Raw genomic sequence first — 23468 nt, 5'->3', positions numbered from 1 at the left:
GCCTATGCCGACGACTCCACGTTTTCCGCTAAAAGGTCGCGAGCATGAGACCGCGCACTCTCCGCCGACCGGTCTCCAAGCATCCTAGCCAGCTCCATGACGCGGGATTCGTTATCAGCATCCAGTTTTTCGATACTTACGCGAGCCCGATCTCCACTTTGGTCCTTCTCAACCGTAAAGTGCGTATCCCCCAGTGAAGCCACCTGCGGCAAGTGCGTGATGCAAATCACCTGATGGGATCCTCCGATACCTTTTAGCCGCTTCCCAACCGTACGGCCGATCTCTCCCCCTACATTCGCATCCACTTCGTCGAATACAAGAACCGGAATTTCGTCGATATCCGCGAGAAGCGTTTTCAACGCCAACATCACCCTGGCTAACTCTCCACTAGAGGCCACCTTATCCAGCGGTCGAAGCGGCTCACCCACATTGGGCGAGAACTGCAACTCCGGCAAGGCGTCCCCATACCGCTTTAAATCTGACTGACGGACCATCTGCAGTCCGCATTTTCCTTTCTTGAAACCCAGCTCAAGCAAAACTGCCTCCGCTTTTCGAGCCAACCCCTCACCTGCTTTTTTACGCTTTTTAGTTAGTCCCGCTGCTTTCTTTTTGAGCGCTGCTTCCTGATTGTCAGCCTCATCGTTAAGCCGTTTCAGCGAACCTTCGATATCGTCTTGCGACCCAATCTTCCCCGCCATCTCATCCCTCGCCTCTAAAATATCAGAAACCTCGCGCCCATACTTTCGACGCAGTTCCTGCCATTCGACCATTCGCGTCTGGACTTCTTGAGCAAACTCCGGCTCGAAATTCAGGGACGCTCCCACCATTTCATACTCAGCTCCCAACTCTTGGATTTCTAAAATCAGGTTTTCAAGGCGGCTGGCTAATTCGCCTAAACTAGGATCCATTTCTGACGCCTGGCTAGCAGAGCGAGTCAATTGACCCATGACCGACAGGGCACCGTCATCACCCGTCAAACCGTTCGCAAGTTCACTCGTCAGTTCCAATAAGTCTTGGCTACTCGATACTCGATTAAAATCCGTTTCCAATTGCTCGACCGACTCTTTAGACAATTCAAGGGCATCGATCCGCTGGATTTGCATCTTCAGGAAATCAATTTGATCCGCTGACAACTGAGTTGAACTCCTCAGTCGGTCAATTTTCCTAAGTGTTTCTTTCCATTCGTCATACGCCTTCTCGCAGGCAGCCGCTTCATCTTCCAGCTGAGCATACAAATCGATCATTTCGAGCTGGCATTCGCTTTTCAGAAGTCTCTGAGGCTCGCCCGGTCCGTGGAAGTCAATCCAGCGGGAACCAAGCGCCTGTAGGTTGGCTAAGGTCGACAAGCTACCATTTATAGAGATCTTTGACGGCTTGGAAACGTGCAAACTTCGTCTTAGCAAGAGCGTCCCTTCTTCACACGGGGGCAGGCCTAGTTCCTTTAGGGCCGCATCCAACTCGGTTGAATCTTCGAAATACAGGGCAGCCTCCACTTCACAAATCTCGGAGCCAGACCGGATGATCGATTTGTCCAACCGAGATCCAGACAGCAGACTTAACGCCCCTAGAAAAACGCTCTTTCCGGCCCCGGTCTCACCCGTAACAACGGTAAATCCAGAATCGAATTCAATAGAGGCCTTTTCCAGCAAGGCGAGATTCGAAATATTGAGATACTGCAGCATTAGTAAGTTAAAACGTACAAAGTAAGGAGGGTTTCACTAACAAAGAAAACGAAAATTGTTCTTGCTCCCCATATATGTCTAAACAACGTTCGACCGCTCTGTGGAATTAGGGCCTTTGAGACATTATCCACGGCCTATCGGGGGATTAGCTCAGTTGGTTAGAGCGCTTGCTTGACATGCAAGAGGTCGGCGGTTCGAATCCGCCATCTCCCACCACCGCCGCTCCCGTTGTTGTTCGCAGAGACAAGTCGGATCCAGCCCTGAGGTTAGGAATGACTCGTCTCGGGAGGAAACCCAATCACCTGGGACTTCTCCTTGACTATCGCCACTCGTGCTTTGGATACCTACCAAGGAGCTCTTTTTTGATGCTCGGGTAAGATGTGGTCCAAAAAGCTTCCAAATCATCCGTCAGTTGAACCGGTCTCATATTCGGTGCCAATATCTCTAGCTTTGGTGAGCACCGTCCCTGGCACATCTTAGGCACTTGCTTCAAGTCGTAGAGCTCCTGGATCTTTGCGGAGAGCACGGGAACACCCGACTCATACCGCAACCGGCCCGTTTTCCCATTTTTCATCTTAATTCGTACGGGAGCTTCCTGCTCAACCACGCTATCCACCTCAGTGCCAAACCAACTTTTAACCACTGAAAGCACTTTCTGACGTTTTAAGTCTCTAACACTCTTAGCCCCATAGCAGCAATGCTCAATCAGCAAGCCTTTGACCTCCTCATCAAATTCATCAATCTCGTATTCATTAAAATGTGACGCCACAAAGCGGACTCGTTCAAGATAGGACTCTACTTCAGCATCCCACTTGTCTAGTCTCGCTTTTCCACTTCCGATTACCTTTGCAAGCTCGCGAGCCGCCTTGCCTAGATCCACATCTAAATTTTCCTTACTCTCAATTATCAGATCACGGTAACGCACAAAGGCCCGCTCAACTACACGCTTCTGCTTTTCATCAAACACAGTTTCCGAGCCCGACTGGAACCTAGTGGGAAACAATTCATCCAGCCACTCGCGTTCTATGCGTGAGCAGAGATTCAGTACGGTGCTCACCTCTCCGCTCTGCCTTCCGATTTCATTAATCTCGCAGGCAATAAACAAGTCCGAGTCCCTAGCAGCGCTCTCTCGGGCAAGCATTCCTCTTAACCCTCCCGTCATTTCCGCTCTCAAAGTCCCACGATCCAATCGTTTGCAAACTCGATCAGGAAATCCCGTCAGCAAGCACTTGACAACCACCTCTTCAGCGGCCGGAACCTCCTGGACAAGAGAAAGATCCGCATATTGGGCATTTCTGGAAATCTGCTCCGCGCCCTTCTCCACCTGACGCACTGTCTGGGCATTAATCCCCAAGTCCTTGCAGTATCCCAGACTAAAGCCCTTGGTTTTGGCTCCACTCCACGCCCTCATGTGAGCGATCAGGTCGCTGTTTGAGCAGTCCCCAAGAATCTGTTCTCTACGGGCCTGAACCGACCGGTCCACGTTTCGCAGGAGAACCCCTTTTGACTGGGCAATGGCCGCTGCGAGAGACATTTCCTGAACACAGTTGTAATGATTCGCCGCGAGCATCATAGCACCATAACGTGGATGGAGTGGAAACTCGCTCATTTTACTCCCTTCCCTAGTGAGCCTTCCCTGCTCGTCTATGGCATTCAACATAAGCAGCAATTCGCGAGCCTCAATCATCCGACTTTCAGAAGGCGACTCAAACCACTTAAAAGTATCCAAGTTTTCTATACCAGTAGCAAGCATAGCTAGGAGCGATTCAGCCAGATCCATCCGCTGAATCTCGGGCAAATCAAACTCGGCACGCTGGGCATGATCCCTTTCAGACCAAAGCCGAACGCATTTCCCCGGAGCGGTGCGCCCCGCCCGTCCCATTCGCTGTTTAGCAGACGCGTGACTAATCTTCTCAATCCACAACGTGTTGATACCCCTTTGCGGATCGTAGCGGGCGATCCTGGCCTGACCGCTATCGACCACTAATCGGACATCGTCTATCGTGAGCGAGGTCTCCGCTACGTTGGTCGAAACAATCACTTTCCGACGATCGCAGGCGTCAATCGCCGCGTCTTGCCCTCTCGGACTGAGCTCACTATGCAGCGGAAGCAATTTAAACTCTGTCGCCGAAAGGCGTTCTCCCAACGACCGAATCGTTCGACGAATCTCGAACGCTCCCGGCATAAATACTAAGACATGCCCTTCTCTTTGCTCTTTCACCGCGTTTGCGACGGAACGAGCCACCAAATCCCAAATGGGAGTTTTGGACTGAGAGGTCCTCTCATCTATGTGCGAAACTTCGACGGGGAAAACGCGTCCGCTCGATCTCACGATCTCGCAGGGATCCAGATACTCTTCCAGTCTAATCGAATCGAGCGTGGCCGACATTACGACCATCTTAAGATCCGGTCTAAGGCTCCGCTGTAGCATATTGGCCCGGGCTAGCGTCAAATCCCCATGTAGGCTTCTTTCATGAAACTCGTCGAAAACAATCCCCACGACTCCCCTAAGCTCTGGGTCATTGATAAAGCGACGCAGCAGGATACCCTCCGTGACAAATCGAATTCTCGTTTGGCGAGAGCTCACATTCTCGTTTCGGACTTGGTAGCCAACAAGGCCTCCAAGATTTTCCCCCATTTCAAAAGCGACACGACGGGCTAGCATGCGGGCTGCTATCCTTCGCGGCTGCAGAACAACCAGCTCACCTTCATTCAGAAGGCCCGCTCGGTGAAGCATTTGCGGTATCTGAGTCGATTTCCCCGAGCCCGTGGGCGCCTCTAATATTATACGGTTCTGATCGCGGAATGCTTTCAGAAACTCTACTTCTATTTCCGCAATGGGAAGGCTCATTGGATGAAGTCCAACAAAAGTGTAAAAACACGCTAGCGTAAAATCAGTCTACTTTATTCCTATAAATAGACGATCCTGCCCATCAATCCGCTTGCCAATGGGCATACGAAGCGTCATGACCCATCGCTTTTCAGATTTCCGGGACTATCGAAATGAAACAGAACCAAGACATTCGCAACATCGCGATCATCGCTCACGTCGACCATGGCAAGACGACTTTAGTCGATTGCCTGATGCAGGAGGGCGGCATTTACCGCGAGAATCAGAAAGCGGAGGAAAGGGCGATGGACTCGATGGACCTAGAGCGGGAGAAAGGGATCACGATTAAAGCCAAAAATACTTCCGTCCACTGGGAAGGAAAGACCATTAATATCGTCGACACTCCCGGACACGCCGATTTCGGCGGAGAAGTTGAGCGGGTTATGAAAATGGTGGATGGCGTACTGCTTTTAGTAGACGCCAAAGACGGACCTCAGGCCCAGACTCGATTTGTGCTTCGCAAAGCCTTGGCTCACGGACTCAAGCCAATTGTCGTCGTAAACAAAATCGATCGGGAATTCGCGGATCCTGAGCGCGTTCACGACCTGGTGCTGGAGCTCTTTCTCGAGCTTGACGCAGACGAAGACCAATTCAACGCCCCCTTTCTCTACGGCTCTGCCAAAAACGGCTTCATGGTCAAGAATCTTGAAAATAAACAAGAAGACATGACCCCGCTTTTTGAAACGGTTCTTTCAGAAATCCCAGCCCCAGAGGCTAACCCCGAGGGGGAATTCCGGATGCTAGTCAGCAATATAGACTGGGATAACTACGTCGGGCGTGTCGCAATTGGCAAAGTCATCAGCGGCACGGTATCGATAAGCGACAAGATTTTCCGTGTCAAAAAAGACGGGGTGAGGGAACGAACCAAAGTAACAAAGGTCTTTGAATACTCTGGCCTGGGATCAAGCGAATCCGCAAAGGGAGAAGCGGGCAACATTGTTGGCATCGCAGGATTCGACGAAGTAGACATCGGAGAAACACTCTGCTTCACCCAAGAGCAGGAGCCTTTGCCCTCGGTGGACATCGATCCGCCGACGATTCAAATGCAGTTCTGCGTCAATGACGGGCCGCTCGCAGGACGCGATGGCAAACTGGTGACATCGAGACAGATTCGGGAGCGACTTTTTCGCGAGATGAAAACGAACGTCTCCATCCAAGTTGAAGACACAGACAAAAGTGGTGTATTCAATGTTTCAGCACGCGGTGCGATGCAGATTGCGGTATTGGTGGAAACAATGCGCAGAGAAGGATTCGAACTTCTAGTCTCACGCCCCACTGTAATTACCAAAGAGATCGATGGGAAGACAATGGAACCCTTTGAGACGCTGTGGATCGAGCTGCCAGAAGATTGCATGGGAGGCATTATGGAAAATCTGTCCAACCGACGGGGTAAGATGACCAACATGGAGACCCGCAACGGAACGATTTTTCTGGAAGCGGAAATCCCGACTCGGGGAATCATCGGTTTGGAAATCGATCTGGTAAACGCGACAAGCGGCCACGGTATAATGTCGCACCTATTCAAGGAGTACCGTCCAATGGCCGGTGACATTACCACGCGTTTGACCGGTACGCTCGTCTCAATGGACCACGGAAAAACAACCGCCTATTCGCTCGCAGCCCTCGAGGACCGAGGCAAGCTTTTCGTCGGTGCCGGAACCGAGGTATACGAAGGGATGATCGTTGGAGAGAATCCACGCGCTAACGATATTCCAGTTAATCCGACTAAAGCGAAGCAACTGACAAATTTCAGAAGCCAAGGAGATGGCAAAGGTATCCAACTTTCCCCACCTATTGAGTTCTCACTTGAGCGTTCAATTGAGTATATCGCTCCTGACGAATTCGTTGAGGCGACTCCATCTTTTCTTCGGCTTCGCAAGAGAATCCTAAATGCCACCCTGCGCAAGCGAGCGGCTCGGGTTTAATTTTCCTTTGATTCCTGCAAGGGAACTGCTTCTTGCAGCAACCAGTCGCCTGCCTGCCTGCGATACAATTCTATCTCTGTAGCCCGACAGGAAATGGAGAAGGAGTCTCCATTCATGAGACGGAATGCCTCCTCTAGCTCGTATTGGCTTTTACTACAGTTAGCCGCAAGCAGGAGCCTCGGCTTGTAATCCTTGTCGCGATAATTTCTTTCGAGATTCAGTCCCTTTTGAACTCGTTTCCGAACCGACTCAAATCCGTCTGCATTTCTCGGTCCTAGGCCAAGCGACTGGGTCTCTTCGTCCCAATCCAGCATCGATAGATTATAGGAGAACGCCGAAAGCTCGAAACTAAACCCCTGAATAACACCAGCGAGCCTTCTTGTTTCAAAACCTGAAAAGCGGTCAGTTCCCGACAATTCTAAAATCAGCAAATGAGGAGGTATCATCGCCCTAGGAGACTGCAGGTATTTCGCCCGAAAGCCGTGCAGCCCTGGTGTCCACACTTTCATGGGCACAACGATTGAAACGCTTCCTTCCGTAGTCATTAGCTCACATCCGCTTCGACACGAGCTTCTCCAGCCGATCCCATTCCACTAAATACCTCTCAAAATGCGATTTGCCATTTACGATTTCGTTTTCTAGCAACTGCCGCACAAGACTCTGCTCCTTTTCATAGGCTTCATCACCAAGAAGTCCCCCAAAGTGGGCAACTCTCGCCCAAAGCAAATGAGTTGTAATAGCGTCAAACTCATTGTAGTTCACGATCCCTTGAAGATCGCCTCGCAACCACATTCCTGATACACTTCCTCCATCTGTGTCCACTTTTCCTGGAATCCCACACAGACAAGCGATCTCGTTTAGTTTGGGCGTCTGGGCAAAACGTCCCAATATTGGAGCGAGATCTACATTGAAATCACCGGACTGGGCGAAATAGTCAACACCCTCCCAAGGTTTATCCGGACGCTCCCCCACCCCTTCTCCAAACAGACCGTTCACGATCGAACGTTGGATAATTATAGGAACATCTGCATTGTGCGAGTTATATCCAACAAGTTGAGGCTTTCGAGAGCCTATCGCCTTCAAAAGCGTTTGTAGAATTGACTTTTCCTTTACCTTTTCGGGGTCGCTAACATCAACGGGCAGGGTGACGAGCTTGATCGAGACTTGTCCCTGACTTACCTCCCTAAAGACGCCACAAATAGATACGATCCTGCAGAGCACGGTTTTGAGATAAGGCTGAGGCATTTCTTCAGTCGCTCCAGCCTCCAACCACAGACGTCTCATGGCATCTTCATTTCCCGGAGCACCTTCACCGGAAACACCATATAAGATCTCAGCGGAAAGCGGATCGGGAATCCACTCGATATCGAATGAAAACAGGCAGGAATCAATTGTCTTAAACACGATCGAGTAGTTACCAGCTTGGCCACAAATTGTTAAGGCAATTTTTCACCTGGGCTAATAATGCTTCGAAACTAAATATTATGCGACTACGGGGCTAATCTTCAGTATCGACATCCTCGTGGCGATGACTTGAGTTCTATTTCGAATGATGGAGCTACAAAACGAACTCACGATCGCCAAAGAAGCAGTGCGACAAGCAAGCGTGCTGTGCACTTCCGTTCAATCGAGCCTTGGTTCAGTAGCGCAATTGGACAAGGCGGACAAGTCCCCAGTTACAGTCGCCGACTACGGAGCCCAGGCTTTGGTTCTAAACATTCTGGCGAAAGCTTTCCCAGAAGATCCGGCGGTTGGCGAAGAGGATACGGGCGAGTTGAGGGACCCTGAGAAGGCTCCCCTTCTCTCATCGATCATCGAGGAAGTACAAAAAGTAGACCATTCAATCGACAGGAATGGAATACTCGACTCCATTGATCGAGGAGGACATCCCGGAGGCCCCTCAGGCCGATTTTGGACAATTGATCCCATTGACGGGACGAAAGGCTTTCTTAGGGGTGAGCAGTACGCCGTCGCACTAGCCCTCATCGTCGATGGCGAAGTAGTACTTGGCGTTCTCGGCTGCCCGAACCTAACCGTAGATTCAGACGCTTCAAATCCACAAGTTGGCACGATACTTTACGCGGTAAAAGGCCAAGGTGCCTACCGAGCCCCTCTCTCGGACCTTTCAAGAGCTTTCAAGATCACATGCGACCAGATCAATGATCCCGCCCTCGCGGTCTTCTGCGAATCGGTTGAATCCGGTCACACCGCTCACGGGTGGTCGGCAAAGATCACCGAACTCTTGGGGTCTAAATCAAAACCCTTTCGAATGGACAGCCAATGCAAGTACGCTGCCGTTTCCCGAGGACAGGCATCCATTTACCTCCGTCTGCCGACCAGACCCGGCTACGAGGAGAAAATTTGGGATCACGCCGCGGGCTACATTATATTAATGGAAGCGGGCGGCAAGATTTCCGATACCCTTGGACAGCCATTAGACTTTTCTACAGGTCGCACGCTAAGAAACAACAAGGGAATCGTCGCTACTTCATCAGCAGTTTTTAACTCAGTATTACGGGCAACCATTGAATCCGCCTAATTGCTCAGGCTGATCCAAAGCCGATATCGTTGTTTTACACTAGGAACCACTCCGTCCAGCCCATAGCACAGGTATAAGTATTTATACTTACCCCGATGGTGAATCATGCCGCCAGCGGCCTTAGTAACTTAAGTTCAGTCAGTTCCAAGCGATAGTAATGGTTAACTTCCAAACTATTACTTACGCTGAAAGCGAAATCTCACAGTATCTACTCACTTGTGCTCGTCAGAGTCTGCACTCTCAAAGTAATCGTGGTACTTTGCGGAGTTTCCGTATTTAAGACTCAGACGCATGGCCAATCGCTGCGAGAGGCGATCGACGCCATGCTGGTGGAATTCCCCCGCATAAGAGCCGGTCAGACTGACGTAAAAATTGGCCAGGAAGAGATCGTAACTGCCCAAAGCTTCAGACGACCACAGCTCGGCCTAAGTCTCAGAGGTGGCGAAGAGAGATTTCGTAATACTTTCTCCAACGTCGCGCTGGCAAAAATGGGATCGGTTTCGCTAGAAGCCAATCAGTTACTATTTGACGGTGGTTCTGCGAGAAATCGAATAGTAGAAGCCCGAGCCTTGAATCGAGGAACCCAAATCGACCTGGAAACCACGAGACAAGCTTTGGCTTTAGATCTAAGTCAGAACTACGTCGATATACTGAAATATCGGAAATTAATTCGATTCGCCAAGGAGAGTGTGCAAATTCATCAAAAAGCGCTGGATAAAACACTCATTAAGTTCAGCGCGGGCGCAGGTCCTCAAGCCGATGTTGAACTCGTGAGAGCAAGGCTCTCAATGTCAGAGGCAACGTTAGAAGCGAGGCATCGGCAATTGTCTTATGCAGTAAATGCCTACCAAAAATATACCGGAACGGCTCCGGGAGAGCTCGTCGAGCCTGAATTTCCAGACTGGGCGCTTCCGCTTTCGATCGAAGAAGTCGACTTAGGCAGTAATCCTAGAATTCAGAGTGCTCGAGCTAGAATAACGGCCAATGAAGCACGGTACGAAGGGGCAAAAAGCGAGTTCGCTCCAAAACTCAATCTATTCGTTCAGGGCGACACAACCGACAGCGCAAGGAGCATCAACAGAACTGAAGATGCTTCCGCCTTGATTGTGATGTCATACGACATCTTCGGAGGAGGAAGAAGAAAAGCTGAATTACGAAAAACGCGTTCCATAATCGATCGATCGATCTTTGACTTGGAAGATACAAAGATTGAAATACAGGCGAGTTTTCTCAACGCTTGGAATGATCTGGTCATCGCTGAAGAAAGGCTTTACCGCCTTGAGGAGTATCGGGATGCTATGAATTCTGTCGTATCCGCATACCAAAGACAATTCGAGCTTGGGAAACGGGCCTTAATCAACGTCTTGGATGTCGAGAACGAATTGTTCTCCGCGAAATCCTCTGTCGCGGAGGAACGCTACAACCGTCTTCAAGCTGTCTATCGAGCCCTCGCTGCGACAGGATCGCTGTTAGAAACCATCTACTAGAAGAATACCAAATAAATAATCACTATTTGCAATGGAACCCGCTGAACCAACTCCGCTCTTTCCCTTGGAATCAGACCTTCGAGTCCTCATAGTCGAAGACTCAAAGATCGAGGCAAAACTCACCGCTAACCTTCTCAAAAAGAATGGCTACAACGTCGTCCACAAACGAGTTGAAACCGAAGAGGAAATGGTCAAGGCCATCGAAGAGCATAAATGGGATATAGTGATCTCCGATTTCCAGATGCCTGACTTTGACGGTAGCGGTGCCTTAGAAGTATTCCAGCGGTACGATCTCGATATTCCCTTCATTCTCGTCTCAGGCAAAATCGGTGAAGAGACAGCGGTCGATCTCGTGAAAGCGGGTGCCCATGACTATATCATGAAAGGCAATACCGCTCGACTGGTTCCGGCCATTCAAAATCAGCTGCAAGATGCAGCGAACCGTCGTGAGAACCAAAGATTAGAACAGCGCATCAAAGAAAGCGAAGCTCAGTATCGTGGCTTTTTCGAGAATGCACGCATTGGTATTTTCCGCTGTTCTGATCACGGCATTCTGCTCGATGCCAACTTAAAAATCGCGGAGGATTTCGGATACGATTCACCTGGCGAATTCATAAAATCCATGGAAGCCATAAAGCCTGAGGTTCTGGATCAGGAAACCAATAAAGCGAGATCCTCACACCTTTTGGAACTAGCCAATGACGATACCCAGGTCGAGGCCATCTTTCACCGCAAGGACGGCTCAATTCTCGAAGCTAAAGTAAACGTTTGGGCAATTCAGCAAGACTCTGACAAACCTGTGTACCTGGAAGGAGTTGTTGAAGACATAACTGAACAGAAAGCCACGGAACGAAAGCTACGTGAAATGGAGCAACTCCACGAGACGTTGATCGACTTTACCAGTAATTTGTAATGCATACGACGGAAATTAATCGCTTAGCGAATCAGACTCGATCACCCGCCAATCAAATCGCCGAGACAGTCGATGATTCACTGAGAGAGGATGCTTTCGCACTCGAGGCTTCAAGGGTCGACGATCCACTTTTAGAATGCCTTGTAACACTTGGAAAGATCCACCACAAACCACTTTCAAAGGAAGCCCTTATTTCGGGTTTGCCGCTAGTGGACAATCAATTAACTCCGAAGCTTTTTCTCCGGTCTGCATCTAACGCCGGATTCTCTGCCCGTATCGTAAATCGTTCATTCAAGGCAATTCCTTCTCTCACTCTCCCAGCCGTTCTCATTCTGAAAGAGAATCGTGCAATGATTCTCGTTTCCAAGAATCAAGACGGAGAATGCAGGGTCATTCTGCCTGAAACAGGAAGTGGCGAATCGACCATCCAAGCGACAGACATCGAAAGGGAGTACGCGGGTGTCGCCATTTTTGTTAAGCCAGAGTTCGACTTCGACACCCATGCAGATTCCAGCACTGAAACAATAGACGCTAAGAACTGGTTTTGGGGCACTCTTTGGAAATATCGGAAAATCTATGCGAACGTACTGCTCGCTGCGGTTTTCATAAATGTATTCGCGATTGCAGGATCATTGTTCGTGATGAATGTCTACGATCGTGTGATACCCAACAATGCAATCGACACTCTCTGGGTTCTAGCAAGCGGAGTGTGCATTGTATACGTCTTTGATTTTCTCATGAAGTCACTTCGAGGGATGCTAATCGACAAGGCGGGTAAAAACGCCGATATATTGATGTCAACCTTCATTTTCCAACGTATCATGGGCATCAAGATGCAGAGTAAACCCAATTCTGCCGGCAGTTTCGCCAATCAGGTAAAGGGATACGAAAGTTTAAGGGAATTCTTCACCTCAGCCTCTCTGACCACGATAATCGACTTACCATTCGTGTGTTTGTTCTTGATATTCATGGGATACATTGCCGGTTGGATTGCATTTATACCCTGCGTAGCCATTCTTCTTATACTGGGACTAGGATGTTTAATGCATATCCCTCTAAAACGAGCTGCCGTAAAATCCCATGGTGCAGGGGCTCAAAAGCACGCGATCCTAGTTGAAGCTATCAACGGATTCGAAGCCATTAGAGGCCTTTCCGCTGCCGGCAGCTTTCAGAAACGAATGGAGGACTGCCTTGGCAAGACGGCTCGGAGCGAAGTCATTTCCCGTCGTTATTCCTCGATCGCTTCCAATTTTACAATCTTTATCACCCAAATGGTTTCAGTTGTGATCATAGTTGTGTCAGTATTTCAGATACAGGCAGGCGACATGAGCATGGGTGCGCTTATCGGCTGTATGATCCTCACAGGGCGGGCTATGGCACCTATCGGACAAGTAGCGGCTCTTCTTTCAAGGCTGCAAGGCTCGATAGTCTCACTAAGTGGATTGAACGATCTCATTAAATTACCCCAGGAACGAGAAGAGGGCCGTGATTATGTAAGAAAACCTGATTTCGAACCACGAATCGAATTTAGCAACGTGACCTTCTCCTACAATCCGGAAAGCGCTCCTGCGATCATCAATGCTTCCTTTAGCATTAAGCCAGGAGAACGCGTAGCGATTCTAGGAAGAGTTGGATCCGGAAAAAGTACCCTACTGCGCCTCATCCTTGGATTCTATCCCTCCTCAGGCGGAATGATCACGATCAACGATACCGACATTCGGCAAATTGATCCTGCGGATCTTAGACGTAGGCTCGGGTATATTGGGCAAGATAATCTTTTATTCCAAGGGACCCTTAAGAGCAATATCATCATCGGGGCTCCGTGGATGGATGAAGCTGCAGTACTCGAGGCAGCCAAACTCTCTGGAGTCGAACGCTTCGCCTCCAGACATCCTCTAGGCTACGACCTACAAGTAGGCGAACGTGGAGAACTCCTTTCAGGAGGACAAAGGCAAGCCGTAAATATCGCTCGCGCCCTCCTGGCAAAACCTAGCCTGCTGGTGATGGACGAACCAACTTGCGCTATGGATGCAAACGCAGAGCGAGACTTTATTTCGAATATGGAAAAATACTCGAAAGATGGAAACCGCACCTTAATTCTATCTACACACAAACCCTCAATGCTGAAACTGGCTGATCGAATTATCGTTATGGATCAAGGCAAGGTAGCTGCTGACGGGCCAAAAGCAGATGTGCTGCGCCAACTTTCCGGAGGAGCGGGCAAAAACTGATGAGTAACAATAAGGATCCAAAAGACGGGGTAAACGCGCCGGAAGGCAAAGTTCAGCAAAGCGATCTTGACTTTATCGCTGATTGCAAGGCGGCGTTTCTTGAAGAGAAGATGCCTTATGCTAACGTCCTTCTACTAACCGTAGTTGGTATTGTATCCGCTTTTCTACTATGGGCATACCATTCCAGAGTAAGTGAAGTGACACGAGGGCAAGGAAAAGTCATTCCTTCCGAAAGCACCCAGATTGTCCAAAGTCTGGAAGGTGGCATTCTCTCCGACCTTTTCGTCTCAGAAAGCTGCTTTGTGGAAAAAGGCCAAGTTCTCGCAAAACTCGACGATACAGCGATTCTTTCATCCTACAGGGAAGGTCTAATCGAAAGAGATAACCTAGTCGCGAAAATCGCCAGGCTAGACGCGGAATCGCAAGAACTTGATGATGTACGCTTCCCCAAATACCTCGAAGGGTCGAATGCAGATCTGGTCACATCAGAAACCCTATTATTTCAAACACGAAGGGATCAGATTAACACGAATCAAGAGCGACTTCAAAAGAGCCTCGATCTAAAAAGCCGGGAGCTTTCCATAACCAAGCCCCTAGCCAAGTCGGGAGTCGTATCCCAAGTCGAGCTCTTGAGGCTGGAAACAATGGTTAACGATCTAGAGGGTCAATTAGAGCGAGAGAAATCTGAATACCTTAATGAAGTTGTTTCTCTAAACAACGAGTACAAAACGAAACTGAGCCAAATCGAGCAATCGGTTCTAGCCTTTGAAGATCGAGTTTCCAGAACAGATATAAAAGCTCCACTCTCCGGAATCGTTAACAAAATCCATGTCAAAACGCTGGGTGGCGTACTGCTGCCGGGAGCCCCAATCATGGAGATTGTCCCCATTGAAGACAGCCTGCTTGTTGAAGCTAAAATCAGCCCATCAGATATCGCTTTTGTGAAGCTTGAACAGGAAGCTACTGTTAAACTCACGGCTTACGACTATTCAATTTACGGGGGTTTCGAGGGCGAGGTAGCTAGAATAAGTGCAGATACTTTCCTGAATGAAGAGGATGGACAGAGTTACTACCAAATACTCATTAGGACTGGGGAACGCTCTTTGAAGACGACTACCGAAAGGTTTGAAATCCTTCCGGGAATGGTCGCTCAGGTTGATATCAGAACCGGTAAAAAGAGTGTTTTAGACTATCTATTGAAACCTCTGGTGCGGGCGAAAATGAACGCCTTTACAGAACGCTAGGGACCGTAGATGCCGCCCCTTCCACTTGGGCCGTAAACTCCACCCCTTCCGCCGGGACCGTAGATTATTGAAGGCATCCTGGATTCCCTACGCGGAATTGGCGTGGGATACCTTTCCTGAATCTCCCGATCCCGCAACTTGAGTGTTTCGCGTTCGAGCCCTACAAACGCCCCGCCATGCTCGTAAGTCAATTCACGCATAAGGTTGGCGAATTTTAATCCAGATTGGCTTAGGGACAATGAATTCCGAATAAGATTCGGAAAACCAACGGCATTTATAATCGCCATTCGTTCTCCATCCTTGTTCTTATTGAGCCTGTCCAAGGTATTGAGGACGGGTTCAGAACGGCCCGTAAACTCGTCCCCAAAAACGTAGACGCCCATCTTCATTTCCTCGTTATCAGGTTCTGCCAGATTGCGAATGGCTTGAGCGATTCCCGGCACAGGATTACTGTCGCTATTATAGGGATATAGCCTAACTGCTCGAACCATATAGTCCCGCGTCTCCTGATTGTCCGTCATCCATTTACTTCGCATACCTCGGCCCATAATGAAATGTCCGTCTGCATCCAAAAGCTGGATCCCTTTTACCTCAGGGTATGAATCAAGTGTTTCCTCAAATTTTTGGATCACATACCCCCAGACCAGACTCGTACTAGGATCACGCATACTTCCAGAGGTATCTATAACGAAGGCAATATGATTACTCTCCACCGGAATCCCTACCGGTGAGGGCTGCATCTTCTTCTGCTCAATTTCGGGGTCCGTCTGCATTACTGCCAACTCATCCTCAACTTGCTCGCGATCAGTCAACAATTTGTCTTTGCTAAACTCCTTGTCGTTTATCTTCTTTTTCAGATCCGCCAGCACCGCATCCAAGTCCTGCTCCACTATCTTTTTTTCTTTTTCCTTGTCTCGTTCCAGACGGATAAGAGTGGCGATCTCCTCGGTGACTATTTCGTATTCATTAAGCTGGAGCATTCGCTGTTGAATGATCCGCTCCAAGGCGATTCTCAAATTCGTAATCTCTTTGGTCTTCTTTCCCATCGTTATGACAAACAACAAGATAATTGCCCCAAACCCACAGCAAATGACGTCTAAAAATGACAGGCTGAAAATCTGTGTGGACCGCTTCCGTTTCATGTATTAGGCCAAGTTTTAGAGGGACAGACCATGGAGCCTCCTTGCTCATCCGCTAACCGCCAGTAGTGCACGGCAGCACCAGGATCATTCTTCATAGGATACAGCAACACGCTAACTGGAGCGTTATATACCAGGGCTTTCCTTGCTACGCGAAACATATTGATTCGATCATGGTCATCCAGGGCCGACGAACCTTCGTAACTTTCGGCCAGCGTAGGGAGTCCATCGACGATAAGAACTACACGATCCGGCGTGATAGGCATTTCATCTACCATGTCGAATGCCTTTTCCAAATTCGCTCCTTGCTGGGGAACGACCTTATCTAGCTCTTCAAGCACCTCAAGCGTTACATCGCTATCAGTTGGGTCGAACCATTCTGACCCATATCTGGATTCGATAGGCGTCAGCTCGTTGTTGAAAAGTATAATTTTGTATCGAGAAGTCGGCTTCAGGTTCGCGATCATCCATGTCATTCCCTTTTTAACACGACTCCATTTCGGGGAATTTCGTTTTTCTTCATCCGAGTCGGCCTGCCGTGCTAAAGCGGCCTCATACACATCATCCGTCATACCACCCGATGCTTCGATCAAGAACAGTACATTGTCCCCCTGGATATCGAATCCGGTTAAATACTGACGACGTATCGCGTTTGGAATAGGGATCGGAGGTTTTTCCTCCTGCATGGGCATATTCTCTTTATCATCTAGCAACTTACCCAAGTCTTCTTCCATCGAGGCCAACTGAGCGAGCAACAACGCAAACTCATCTTCGAGCTCGGTTTGCATCTTCTTTTTTTCGTCAATTTCCACGGTCGCATAACGGTTTTCATTTCGTATCGTGGTTAATGACCTTTGAAGCGCTTTGAGCTCTTGGTCTTTCAGAGAAATATCATTCTCCATCTGGCCGATCACTTGCTCTATCTTCGCTTTGATATCAATGAGGGTATCCGATTTTTTACCTACCGTTAGGACAAACAAAAGGAGTACCGCTCCAAATCCGCAGCAAATACAGTCTAGGAACGACAAGCTAAAAACCTCAGTCTCCCGCTTCCTTCGTTTCATGCGGAATCTCCTCCCTGATTTCCAAGATCAATGCAGTGGATTAAGAGCAGTCGTTTTCGAGAACCCTGCATGAGCACTTCAACCGCGTCTCCGGCTTTCAAGATAGCGTCATTCTCGCCATCAAAAGCCGCTCCTTCAGAAGCCTCAAGAGTCCAGCGCTCGCCTGCCAATTTCAACTTGCACAATTCGACGGGCTTTCCCACGATGTTGCTATCCGCTACGAGATCGAATAATTCACTCTCGCCGATACCAATAGAAAATGAATCCCCGGACAATTCGTAGGCCAGCCCGTCACATACGATATGAGTAGGGCTCAAAGAACGACCATCCTTCGAAACACGGATCGTCGCGATCTTCTGCCTCACATCCAGAGTCTCAGGATTTCCAAGTATTGAAATACCCACTTCGATACGCGTCTCTTCCATTTTATGGACCACATCCCAATCTTTGCCATAGTTCGCCGCTCCAAAAGCACCACTTTCCGGCTGCAGTTCTTTCACAAGACCTATTCCTTGGGAAACAATCGCGCACTTCAAACCCTGTATCGTTGCGGCCCTTCCCGAGAGAGCAATTTGGATTTCCTCGTCGCTATTAGCATAGTCATTCACTGCTCTGAGAATCATTTGAGTGAGCGCTTTGACCTGGGGTGCCAACTCCATAGCTGCAAGATCTTTGGAAATCACCATTTGGCGCGACTTTTCGCGCGTTGAGACCTCCAGACTCGCTTCATTGGATCGCCCAAGGTTGAAAAGCATGTCTCGCGTTTGAGCGTGAAATGCGCGCTCGATCATTCGGTCTTCAGTGATATCAAACGAGGTCTCGACTAAGAAGCGCTTAGACATCGAGGTCGTGAAGCGTTCAAGCATCTTGCTAAACCCATGTTGGGGTAAACGAGCAAAGTAAACACGCTCCAATCCTGAATGCTTGTGAAAAACGGTGATGTGCGTTGCTTGGGAGAGTAGGTCTACGTGAAAAATACGCTCTCCCTCAGGCACATCCCAAAGACCTTCGCTATACAATGCCGCCGCAGCCATGTCCACGATTCCCGCTACCGGAATGCCAATGTCCGATAGAATCCCTAATAACAAGCCCAACCGCTCCTCAGACTTTTCGTTCTCTTCAAGATAATGCCCAGGCGCCGCAATAACCGCGCCGTCGATCTCTCCAATCTCGTTCTTGATTCGATCCGCAAGCTCCACAAAGAACTTGTAAGCAAGCTGCGAATACATCAACCGACTGTAGTGTCCATCTAGGTTCGTTGCTTGGAAGGAAAGGTCATCAATAAACTCGCTGCAAGTCCGACGTGGATAGACGAACGCCATCTCTTGAGCGTCAGAGCCAAAGGTGAGCTCGCCCGCCCGTGCATAGGCATAAGCGGGAAACGAATCACTTCCATCTGCTAACTTTAGAACATGTGAAGCTCCATCATCTTCAATTACGACGCAATTTACGCCAACGTCACTCAATTCTATACCCAACGTCGCCATAATTTTAGGTATAGCTGATTTGGCTTCCCTCAGCAGCCGGAGTTTTCATTAGCGTTATCACCCTTTTCGTCGCCAAGTCCTCCATGTCTATAATTAGCGTTTCTTGCTTCGACTGGAGCAGGTGGACCATCAACATCAAAGCGATACTCAAGAGCAACGCAATGAACGTAGAATTGAAAGCTAGGCCCAAACTCGAGGTAACACCGCTGATATCTCCTTGGATCGCCATGTCTGCCTGCCCCAATGCTTCACTAATACCGCGAACGGTACCAATAAAGCCAACCGACGGGATCGCCCAAGCAATGTAGCGGATCAAGGACAGATCAGACTCCAGTTGTTCGTAAGCCATTTCACATCGCTCACTTACTGCGTGGGCCGCATCTTGAATCGAACGGGTCGCATCAAATCGGTGAAGAGCTGCGAGGATTACGTCAGGCAGGATTTTGCCTCTTAGTCGAGGCGTACGCCTCACTTGGCTTTCGACTTCTTTAAAGTGAGCCAAAGCATCCTCCGGCATGATTCGCTCACCCCTGGAAATCTTCAAGAAATGGCGGTCTGCCATCGATTGTTCCCCAAACAGTTTTGTGAACTTGAACACCATAATGATCGATGCCCACATCATGAGAATGAGGCACGCCAGTTGCTCGTTGTTCTTTAAAATGACAGTAAACGAACGTTCCGGAATGAAAGCCCCATCCAAATTCTGACTTTTCTGGATGCTATTGGTAATCTCAATATCCTCCGATACCGGCCAAATGTAGAACTTGTAGACGAGCAATACAACTATCACTGAGACAATTAGCCCCACCGTTTGAATTAGAAAATCTCGCGATAAAAACCCTTTATTCTTCATATTCAATAGTTGCCGAACCTAACACTTTATAAACTAGTCACATTACTTAATCTGACAATGAAATCCAGCACTCGTTACGAGAAACAATACGAACGAGGGCACCTAACGGATTCACTGAAAAATATCGGCAACAAAGCGGATTTACAAATGTCAGAAATAAGTCTACATATCCCACCATAACAACGAATCCAATCAATCGCGCGGTTGCGTAGTTATTTTCACAGATATGAATCGGTCGAAAACCTTAAAAAACACTACCGCAGCAGCCCTCGTCTTGGCCTTCCTGAGTTTCCAGTGGGGTTGCGCAGGTCCTGCGGCGTCTAAAACGGTCAAAGGAGCCGGCACGGGAGCTGCCATCGGTGCCGTTGGAGGTTTGGTAACGGGCCAAGACACAGGCGGGCTTCTTGCTGCTAGAGCTGCCGGGGCCGCCATTGGTGCCACCGTTGGGGCGATCCAACAGAACAAAGAAAACAAACGACAGGATACGCTAGCTCAGCAACGTGCTTACAACCAAGCAATTGCAATGCAAAAAAGGGCTATCGACAAGGAAAAGGCAGAGCTGCAGGAAGAGCTTGAAATCGCAGAAGGCTTTCGAATTTCAAACGCAGAGCTTGAAGAAATGTCCGGCCGTGCCGAATCAGCAGAGGAGCGCCTGAAAGCATTGCAGGCTGTCAGACAAGCCGCCATTGACCGGAAAAAGGCTCTCGACGAGATGGAGCAACGGGAGAAGGACGCTCTCGCTGAAATTGCCCGCCTAGAAAAAGAACTGGCGGCATTAGAGTCCGAGAGTGGATCCATAACGAGTGATCTAGAGTAGGTGAATGCCTGCTGTTTCATATTTTAACCGATGACGATGAAGCGCTTCCAGAACGAATTTTACTTCACGATCGGAGCGTTTCTCGCCATCGTGGTGCTAAGCGGGTGCAACACAACCTACGAAATGGAAGTGGATGCGATTACAAACCCTGCGGTGAACGATGCGGAATCCTATGTGATCGTACCTCGTGACCCAGAAGCGGACGTCAACGATCTGCGTTACAAAGAGACCGTCGCCTACATTAAGACCGCACTTTCCGGAAAGGGTATGTACGAAGCCCTGAACGCGCAAGACGCCGACATGGTTGTCGAAGTAGACTATGGGATGGAGCCGCCAAGAAGGGAATTCAAAGTCGTAGAGGAACCCGTGTTTGCAACCATTCAGCAACCAGATAGAATCCAAACCGTTTCTCAAAGAGACCCCAAAACTGGCCGTGTGATCACCTACACGGTTCGGGTTCCAGGAGCTCGATCGCGCGAGTTGATTGGCTATCAGGAAAGGTTGGTTTCCGTTATCGTGAACGAAAAATACATGGAGCTGACTGCCAAGGAGAATCTCTTCGAACAGAGCGGTGACATTCCCGCACAGGAAATTTGGAGCGTGCGAGTGAAGAACTACGATGAGAATGATGATCTCAGAGAGTATCTTCCCATAATGGCAGCATCTGTAGCGGACTATGTAGGTGAAGACACTGGAACCAATCACAGTGTTAGATTAAAGGAAAAAGACGAAGTGGTTCAGTTCATAAAGCGCGGCATCAACAAGAAGCCCGAAGCCGATGCCTTCCCATCCGAAGGATAAGGTTTAAACCTTTTAATTGCGGATCTGCTGCCATTCAAACCCTAGCATTAGCCCGCCGGACCTTTACCTGAGAATTATCTCCAACAAAGCCTGAAAATTGAAGTTAGCTTCGAGGGGCTATTTCCGAGGATTCGCTCTTTTGAACGATTTCGAAAGCTAGATCGTACTGTTTGAGAAGCGTCTTGTAGGCACACCACAAGCTGTGTTTCGGATCATAGATATTAGTTGATTCTGAAGTGAACCCGTTGAGTTCAATTATCCTAATGTTCTGGCCGTTCATCAAATCTTCTTCCGAAGGAACTCTAAAATCATTGTGCCCAAAGTAAAAACCATCCACCCCACGGTTCATATCATCAATGAAACGTTCTAGAACTGGAGTAATGAATTTCGTGCCATCCATAAAAAAACGCCCCTGCATTGCGCACCTAATTCAGTCAATGGGAACACATCTCCTCTAGGAAGAGCATGATCTAGGCTCTTTTGGTGAGCATCCAAATAGAATCGGGTTGTACAGACCGCCCTTTAGTCTCGCAATATTAATTTTTAAAGAGTGGAGCTTCCATCACCTGTAATAGCAACAAATCGTTTGTCGGTCACGGAGTACACGTGACCTTCTTTTTCCCCAAGATTCTGTAGTAAAATGCACCGTATTCCTTGCCTGGAAGGAATTCCTGCAGAGTGAGGTCCTCGTCATGAAACTCGAATACACCTCTAGCAGCCTCCATCGATTTCACAATCGAGACGCCCTCGCCTCGTTGTCCTACATCGGCCTTTATCGCAAATGGGCAGTCTAGACCGTACGCTGTCTTAAAAGCTTCAATACAAGCTAATTTCCTATCCAAATCCTAATCTTTGGAAATAATTCCGAATCTTCCGACCGGAGATCCATGCTTCTCCAAATGGGAGAGGATCTCCCCTTTGGATTCGTAGACGAGTCCACTCTCAGGCATGCAAGGGTTGACAGCGGTAAGAAGCGTTACAAACCGATTACACAGCATTTTCCACAAAAGATAAATCACAACTGGTAGATAGAAAAAGAATATTGCCCAAAATTTCTACCGAGTCATCCGCTTAAAACGGGAATACAAAATTCACCTCTCTAATTTTAAAGGGAGCCAATCGCATGCAAACTCCTAAATTACTGAGCACCGCCGAGCGCACCCAAACGGCTCTGCCGGCGCAAACTATGCCAATTTATATAGGAATTCTTACCCCTCGCCGCAGAAACGTAGGGGTGTCAAGGTCCTGCCCTTCAAATACAAATCCGTCCGTGTCTTCAAATTCCCCTCGAGGATCGCCTTCATTGAAAGAGAACTCGTCTTGCTCCACCTTTACCTTCTTGGCGTGAATTTCCTTATTTTTCCTGTTTTGGGGCAAAGTCAGCTCGGCTGGATCAGCCTCGAGTACGGGCGGTCTGGGTTTTTTTCGCCCTCTGAAGATCGAAATATCACTAATATCGCTCGTCCCAATAACGCAGATCTCAACCTTGTCCCCAAGTGATTCGTCAATCACAGCTCCCATGACGACATTCGCGTCTTTCCCAAAAGACTCAGTCACCATGTCCATGATTAGCTGCGTTTCACCAATAGTAAATCCAGCTCCTCCTACCAAATTAACGAGGAGTTGATCTGCCTTCTTTGAAAACTCAGGAGTGTGAAGAAGGGGGCAGAGCTTTAGGTTTTCAAGGGCTTCTTCCGCGGCATTTTCACCCGAACCTTGACCGAGCCCGAAAAGCGTTTTTCCTGCACGATGGGAAAAAACCTGCTGCAACTGAGAGAAGTCCAAGTTAATCAATCCCGTTTTGTTCATCATCGACCAGATCGATTTGATCGCTCTTTCGATCCAAGCATCGGCATGGCTAAAGGCGTCTAGAAGCGACGCTCCCGGCTCACTCTCCTGAATGAGCAGATCGTTTGGCAAAGGTATTACCGCATTAGCCACCTCCCTCAAATGCTCCAGCCCATCCTTGGCCACTTTTGCTCGTCCCGCCCGCTCAATCGTAAACGGCATCGTAACGAATGCGATAACGGTCGTTCCATTTTGGGAAGCCAAGTCAGCGAGCACTGGGGATACGCCCGACCCTGTTCCACCGCCCAAACCTGCAGTGATAAAAAGCAAATCGATGCCTTTTACAATGCCTTCAAGGACTTGCTTGTCCGCTAAGGCCGCTTCCCGTCCTATTGACGAATCCCCCCCTGCTCCGAGCCCACGCGTAACCCGCTTTCCGATACAGTACTTATCAAGCACGGGTGACCCAGCCAAGGATTGTTCATCCGTGTTGATAGCGGTCAAGTCAACCCCATTGGGATTGGAAAGCATCAGTCGATCTACAATATTGGAACCAGCACCGCCGACTCCAACAACCTTCATTTTTATTTGCTCGGTTTCGTACATCT

20 protein-coding genes and 1 tRNA gene are annotated in these 23468 nt (G+C 48.9%); 9 read left to right on the top strand and 12 right to left on the bottom strand.

Annotated elements, in window-relative coordinates; all coding sequences use genetic code 11:
* Positions 1–2 precede the first annotated feature (2 nt).
* Positions 3–1682: a DNA repair protein RecN gene (recN, locus tag GA004_RS06700; protein WP_283396544.1), complete on the bottom strand. Its 1680-nt coding sequence runs from the start codon at positions 1680–1682 to the stop codon at positions 3–5.
* 139 nt (positions 1683–1821) lie between these two features.
* Here recN and GA004_RS06695 point away from each other — a divergent pair.
* Positions 1822–1898: transfer RNA gene (locus GA004_RS06695), tRNA-Val, on the top strand.
* Between the two features lie 103 nt (positions 1899–2001).
* On the opposite strand, the gene hrpB is transcribed toward GA004_RS06695, so the two are convergent.
* Entirely contained in the window at positions 2002–4533 is a 2532-nt protein-coding gene (hrpB, locus tag GA004_RS06690) for an ATP-dependent helicase HrpB (protein ID WP_283396543.1), read from the bottom strand.
* Positions 4534–4685: 152 nt separating this feature from the next.
* Here hrpB and typA point away from each other — a divergent pair, with 152 nt between their 5' ends.
* On the top strand, positions 4686–6497 hold the full coding sequence (typA, locus tag GA004_RS06685; RefSeq protein WP_283396542.1) for a translational GTPase TypA: 1812 nt from the start codon (positions 4686–4688) through the stop codon (positions 6495–6497).
* Here the strand turns inward: typA and GA004_RS06680 are convergent.
* Together GA004_RS06680 and GA004_RS06675 are read right to left on the bottom strand one after the other, a co-directional pair.
* On the bottom strand, positions 6494–7042 hold the full coding sequence (locus tag GA004_RS06680) for a hypothetical protein (protein WP_283396541.1): 549 nt from the start codon (positions 7040–7042) through the stop codon (positions 6494–6496). The two genes, typA and GA004_RS06680, sit on opposite strands and share 4 nt — an antisense overlap.
* Positions 7043–7046: 4 nt before the next feature.
* Complete coding sequence (locus tag GA004_RS06675) at positions 7047–7901, bottom strand: hypothetical protein (protein ID WP_283396540.1); 855 nt, start codon at positions 7899–7901, stop codon at positions 7047–7049.
* A gap of 145 nt (positions 7902–8046) precedes the next feature.
* On the opposite strand from GA004_RS06675, the gene GA004_RS06670 reads away from it, so the two are divergent.
* From GA004_RS06670 to GA004_RS06650, 5 genes are all read left to right on the top strand, one after another.
* Positions 8047–9036 carry a 3'(2'),5'-bisphosphate nucleotidase gene (locus GA004_RS06670; protein ID WP_283396539.1) on the top strand — a complete coding sequence of 330 codons (990 nt, stop codon included), beginning with the start codon at positions 8047–8049 and terminating at the stop codon, positions 9034–9036.
* A 218-nt stretch (positions 9037–9254) separates the two neighbouring features.
* Positions 9255–10523 carry a TolC family protein gene (locus tag GA004_RS06665; RefSeq protein ID WP_283396538.1) on the top strand — a complete coding sequence of 423 codons (1269 nt, stop codon included), beginning with the start codon at positions 9255–9257 and terminating at the stop codon, positions 10521–10523.
* Between the two features lie 31 nt (positions 10524–10554).
* Positions 10555–11436 (top strand): PAS domain-containing response regulator, encoded by an 882-nt coding sequence (locus tag GA004_RS06660; RefSeq protein ID WP_283396537.1) that lies wholly within the window; start codon positions 10555–10557, stop codon positions 11434–11436.
* Complete coding sequence (locus GA004_RS06655; protein WP_283396536.1) at positions 11436–13667, top strand: type I secretion system permease/ATPase; 2232 nt, start codon at positions 11436–11438, stop codon at positions 13665–13667. Before GA004_RS06660 ends, GA004_RS06655 begins: the two co-directional genes overlap by 1 nt.
* On the top strand, positions 13667–14911 hold the full coding sequence (locus GA004_RS06650; RefSeq protein ID WP_283396535.1) for a beta-barrel domain-containing protein: 1245 nt from the start codon (positions 13667–13669) through the stop codon (positions 14909–14911). The genes GA004_RS06655 and GA004_RS06650 overlap by 1 nt, the downstream gene beginning before the upstream one ends.
* On the opposite strand, the gene GA004_RS06645 is transcribed toward GA004_RS06650, so the two are convergent.
* Genes GA004_RS06645 through GA004_RS06630 form a run of 4 tightly spaced genes read right to left on the bottom strand, consistent with a single transcriptional unit; the run spans position 14908 to position 19454 of the window.
* Positions 14908–16053, bottom strand: coding sequence for a G protein-coupled receptor family protein (locus tag GA004_RS06645; protein ID WP_283396534.1), 1146 nt, complete (start codon positions 16051–16053; stop codon positions 14908–14910). The genes GA004_RS06650 and GA004_RS06645 overlap by 4 nt on opposite strands.
* Positions 16050–17114, bottom strand: coding sequence for a hypothetical protein (locus GA004_RS06640; RefSeq protein WP_283396533.1), 1065 nt, complete (start codon positions 17112–17114; stop codon positions 16050–16052). Before GA004_RS06640 ends, GA004_RS06645 begins: the two co-directional genes overlap by 4 nt.
* Entirely contained in the window at positions 17111–18601 is a 1491-nt protein-coding gene (locus tag GA004_RS06635; protein ID WP_283396532.1) for a hypothetical protein, read from the bottom strand. Before GA004_RS06635 ends, GA004_RS06640 begins: the two co-directional genes overlap by 4 nt.
* Positions 18602–18605: 4 nt before the next feature.
* Positions 18606–19454, bottom strand: coding sequence for a MotA/TolQ/ExbB proton channel family protein (locus GA004_RS06630; protein ID WP_283396531.1), 849 nt, complete (start codon positions 19452–19454; stop codon positions 18606–18608).
* A gap of 226 nt (positions 19455–19680) precedes the next feature.
* Between GA004_RS06630 and GA004_RS06625 the strand changes: the two genes are divergently transcribed.
* A complete protein-coding gene (locus GA004_RS06625; RefSeq protein WP_283396530.1) occupies positions 19681–20271 on the top strand; it encodes a hypothetical protein in 591 nt (196 codons plus the stop codon).
* Between the two features lie 36 nt (positions 20272–20307).
* Positions 20308–21072 (top strand): hypothetical protein, encoded by a 765-nt coding sequence (locus tag GA004_RS06620; protein ID WP_283396529.1) that lies wholly within the window; start codon positions 20308–20310, stop codon positions 21070–21072.
* A gap of 103 nt (positions 21073–21175) precedes the next feature.
* Here the strand turns inward: GA004_RS06620 and GA004_RS06615 are convergent, their stop codons facing one another.
* The 4 genes from GA004_RS06615 to GA004_RS06600 form a co-directional block, all read right to left on the bottom strand.
* Positions 21176–21472 carry a hypothetical protein gene (locus GA004_RS06615; protein WP_283396528.1) on the bottom strand — a complete coding sequence of 99 codons (297 nt, stop codon included), beginning with the start codon at positions 21470–21472 and terminating at the stop codon, positions 21176–21178.
* Positions 21473–21665: 193 nt separating this feature from the next.
* Complete coding sequence (locus GA004_RS06610; RefSeq protein ID WP_283396527.1) at positions 21666–21914, bottom strand: hypothetical protein; 249 nt, start codon at positions 21912–21914, stop codon at positions 21666–21668.
* Positions 21915–21917: 3 nt separating this feature from the next.
* Positions 21918–22070, bottom strand: a complete 153-nt coding sequence (locus GA004_RS06605; RefSeq protein WP_283396526.1) for a hypothetical protein — start codon at positions 22068–22070, stop codon at positions 21918–21920.
* Between the two features lie 196 nt (positions 22071–22266).
* Positions 22267–23442, bottom strand: coding sequence for a cell division protein FtsZ (locus tag GA004_RS06600; protein WP_283396525.1), 1176 nt, complete (start codon positions 23440–23442; stop codon positions 22267–22269).
* Positions 23443–23468 lie beyond the last annotated feature (26 nt).

Source organism: Candidatus Pelagisphaera phototrophica, from assembly GCF_014529625.1.
Taxonomy (GTDB): domain Bacteria; phylum Verrucomicrobiota; class Verrucomicrobiia; order Opitutales; family Opitutaceae; genus Pelagisphaera; species Pelagisphaera phototrophica.
The sequence above is the reverse complement of the archived record's forward strand: the minus strand, read 5'-3'. Positions and strand labels throughout refer to the sequence as shown.

Coding starts and splice junctions, on each gene's coding strand:
- recN (WP_283396544.1), bottom strand. CDS start 1,682: ATGCTGCAGTATCTCAATATTTCGAATCTCGCCTTGCTGGAAAAGGCC.
- hrpB (WP_283396543.1), bottom strand. CDS start 4,533: ATGAGCCTTCCCATTGCGGAAATAGAAGTAGAGTTTCTGAAAGCATTC.
- typA (WP_283396542.1), top strand. CDS start 4,686: ATGAAACAGAACCAAGACATTCGCAACATCGCGATCATCGCTCACGTC.
- GA004_RS06680 (WP_283396541.1), bottom strand. CDS start 7,042: ATGACTACGGAAGGAAGCGTTTCAATCGTTGTGCCCATGAAAGTGTGG.
- GA004_RS06670 (WP_283396539.1), top strand. CDS start 8,047: ATGATGGAGCTACAAAACGAACTCACGATCGCCAAAGAAGCAGTGCGA.
- GA004_RS06660 (WP_283396537.1), top strand. CDS start 10,555: ATGGAACCCGCTGAACCAACTCCGCTCTTTCCCTTGGAATCAGACCTT.
- GA004_RS06655 (WP_283396536.1), top strand. CDS start 11,436: ATGCATACGACGGAAATTAATCGCTTAGCGAATCAGACTCGATCACCC.
- GA004_RS06650 (WP_283396535.1), top strand. CDS start 13,667: ATGAGTAACAATAAGGATCCAAAAGACGGGGTAAACGCGCCGGAAGGC.
- GA004_RS06645 (WP_283396534.1), bottom strand. CDS start 16,053: ATGAAACGGAAGCGGTCCACACAGATTTTCAGCCTGTCATTTTTAGAC.
- GA004_RS06640 (WP_283396533.1), bottom strand. CDS start 17,114: ATGAAACGAAGGAAGCGGGAGACTGAGGTTTTTAGCTTGTCGTTCCTA.
- GA004_RS06635 (WP_283396532.1), bottom strand. CDS start 18,601: ATGGCGACGTTGGGTATAGAATTGAGTGACGTTGGCGTAAATTGCGTC.
- GA004_RS06630 (WP_283396531.1), bottom strand. CDS start 19,454: ATGAAGAATAAAGGGTTTTTATCGCGAGATTTTCTAATTCAAACGGTG.
- GA004_RS06625 (WP_283396530.1), top strand. CDS start 19,681: ATGAATCGGTCGAAAACCTTAAAAAACACTACCGCAGCAGCCCTCGTC.
- GA004_RS06620 (WP_283396529.1), top strand. CDS start 20,308: ATGAAGCGCTTCCAGAACGAATTTTACTTCACGATCGGAGCGTTTCTC.
- GA004_RS06615 (WP_283396528.1), bottom strand. CDS start 21,472: ATGGATGGCACGAAATTCATTACTCCAGTTCTAGAACGTTTCATTGAT.
- GA004_RS06605 (WP_283396526.1), bottom strand. CDS start 22,070: ATGCTGTGTAATCGGTTTGTAACGCTTCTTACCGCTGTCAACCCTTGC.
- GA004_RS06600 (WP_283396525.1), bottom strand. CDS start 23,442: ATGAAGGTTGTTGGAGTCGGCGGTGCTGGTTCCAATATTGTAGATCGA.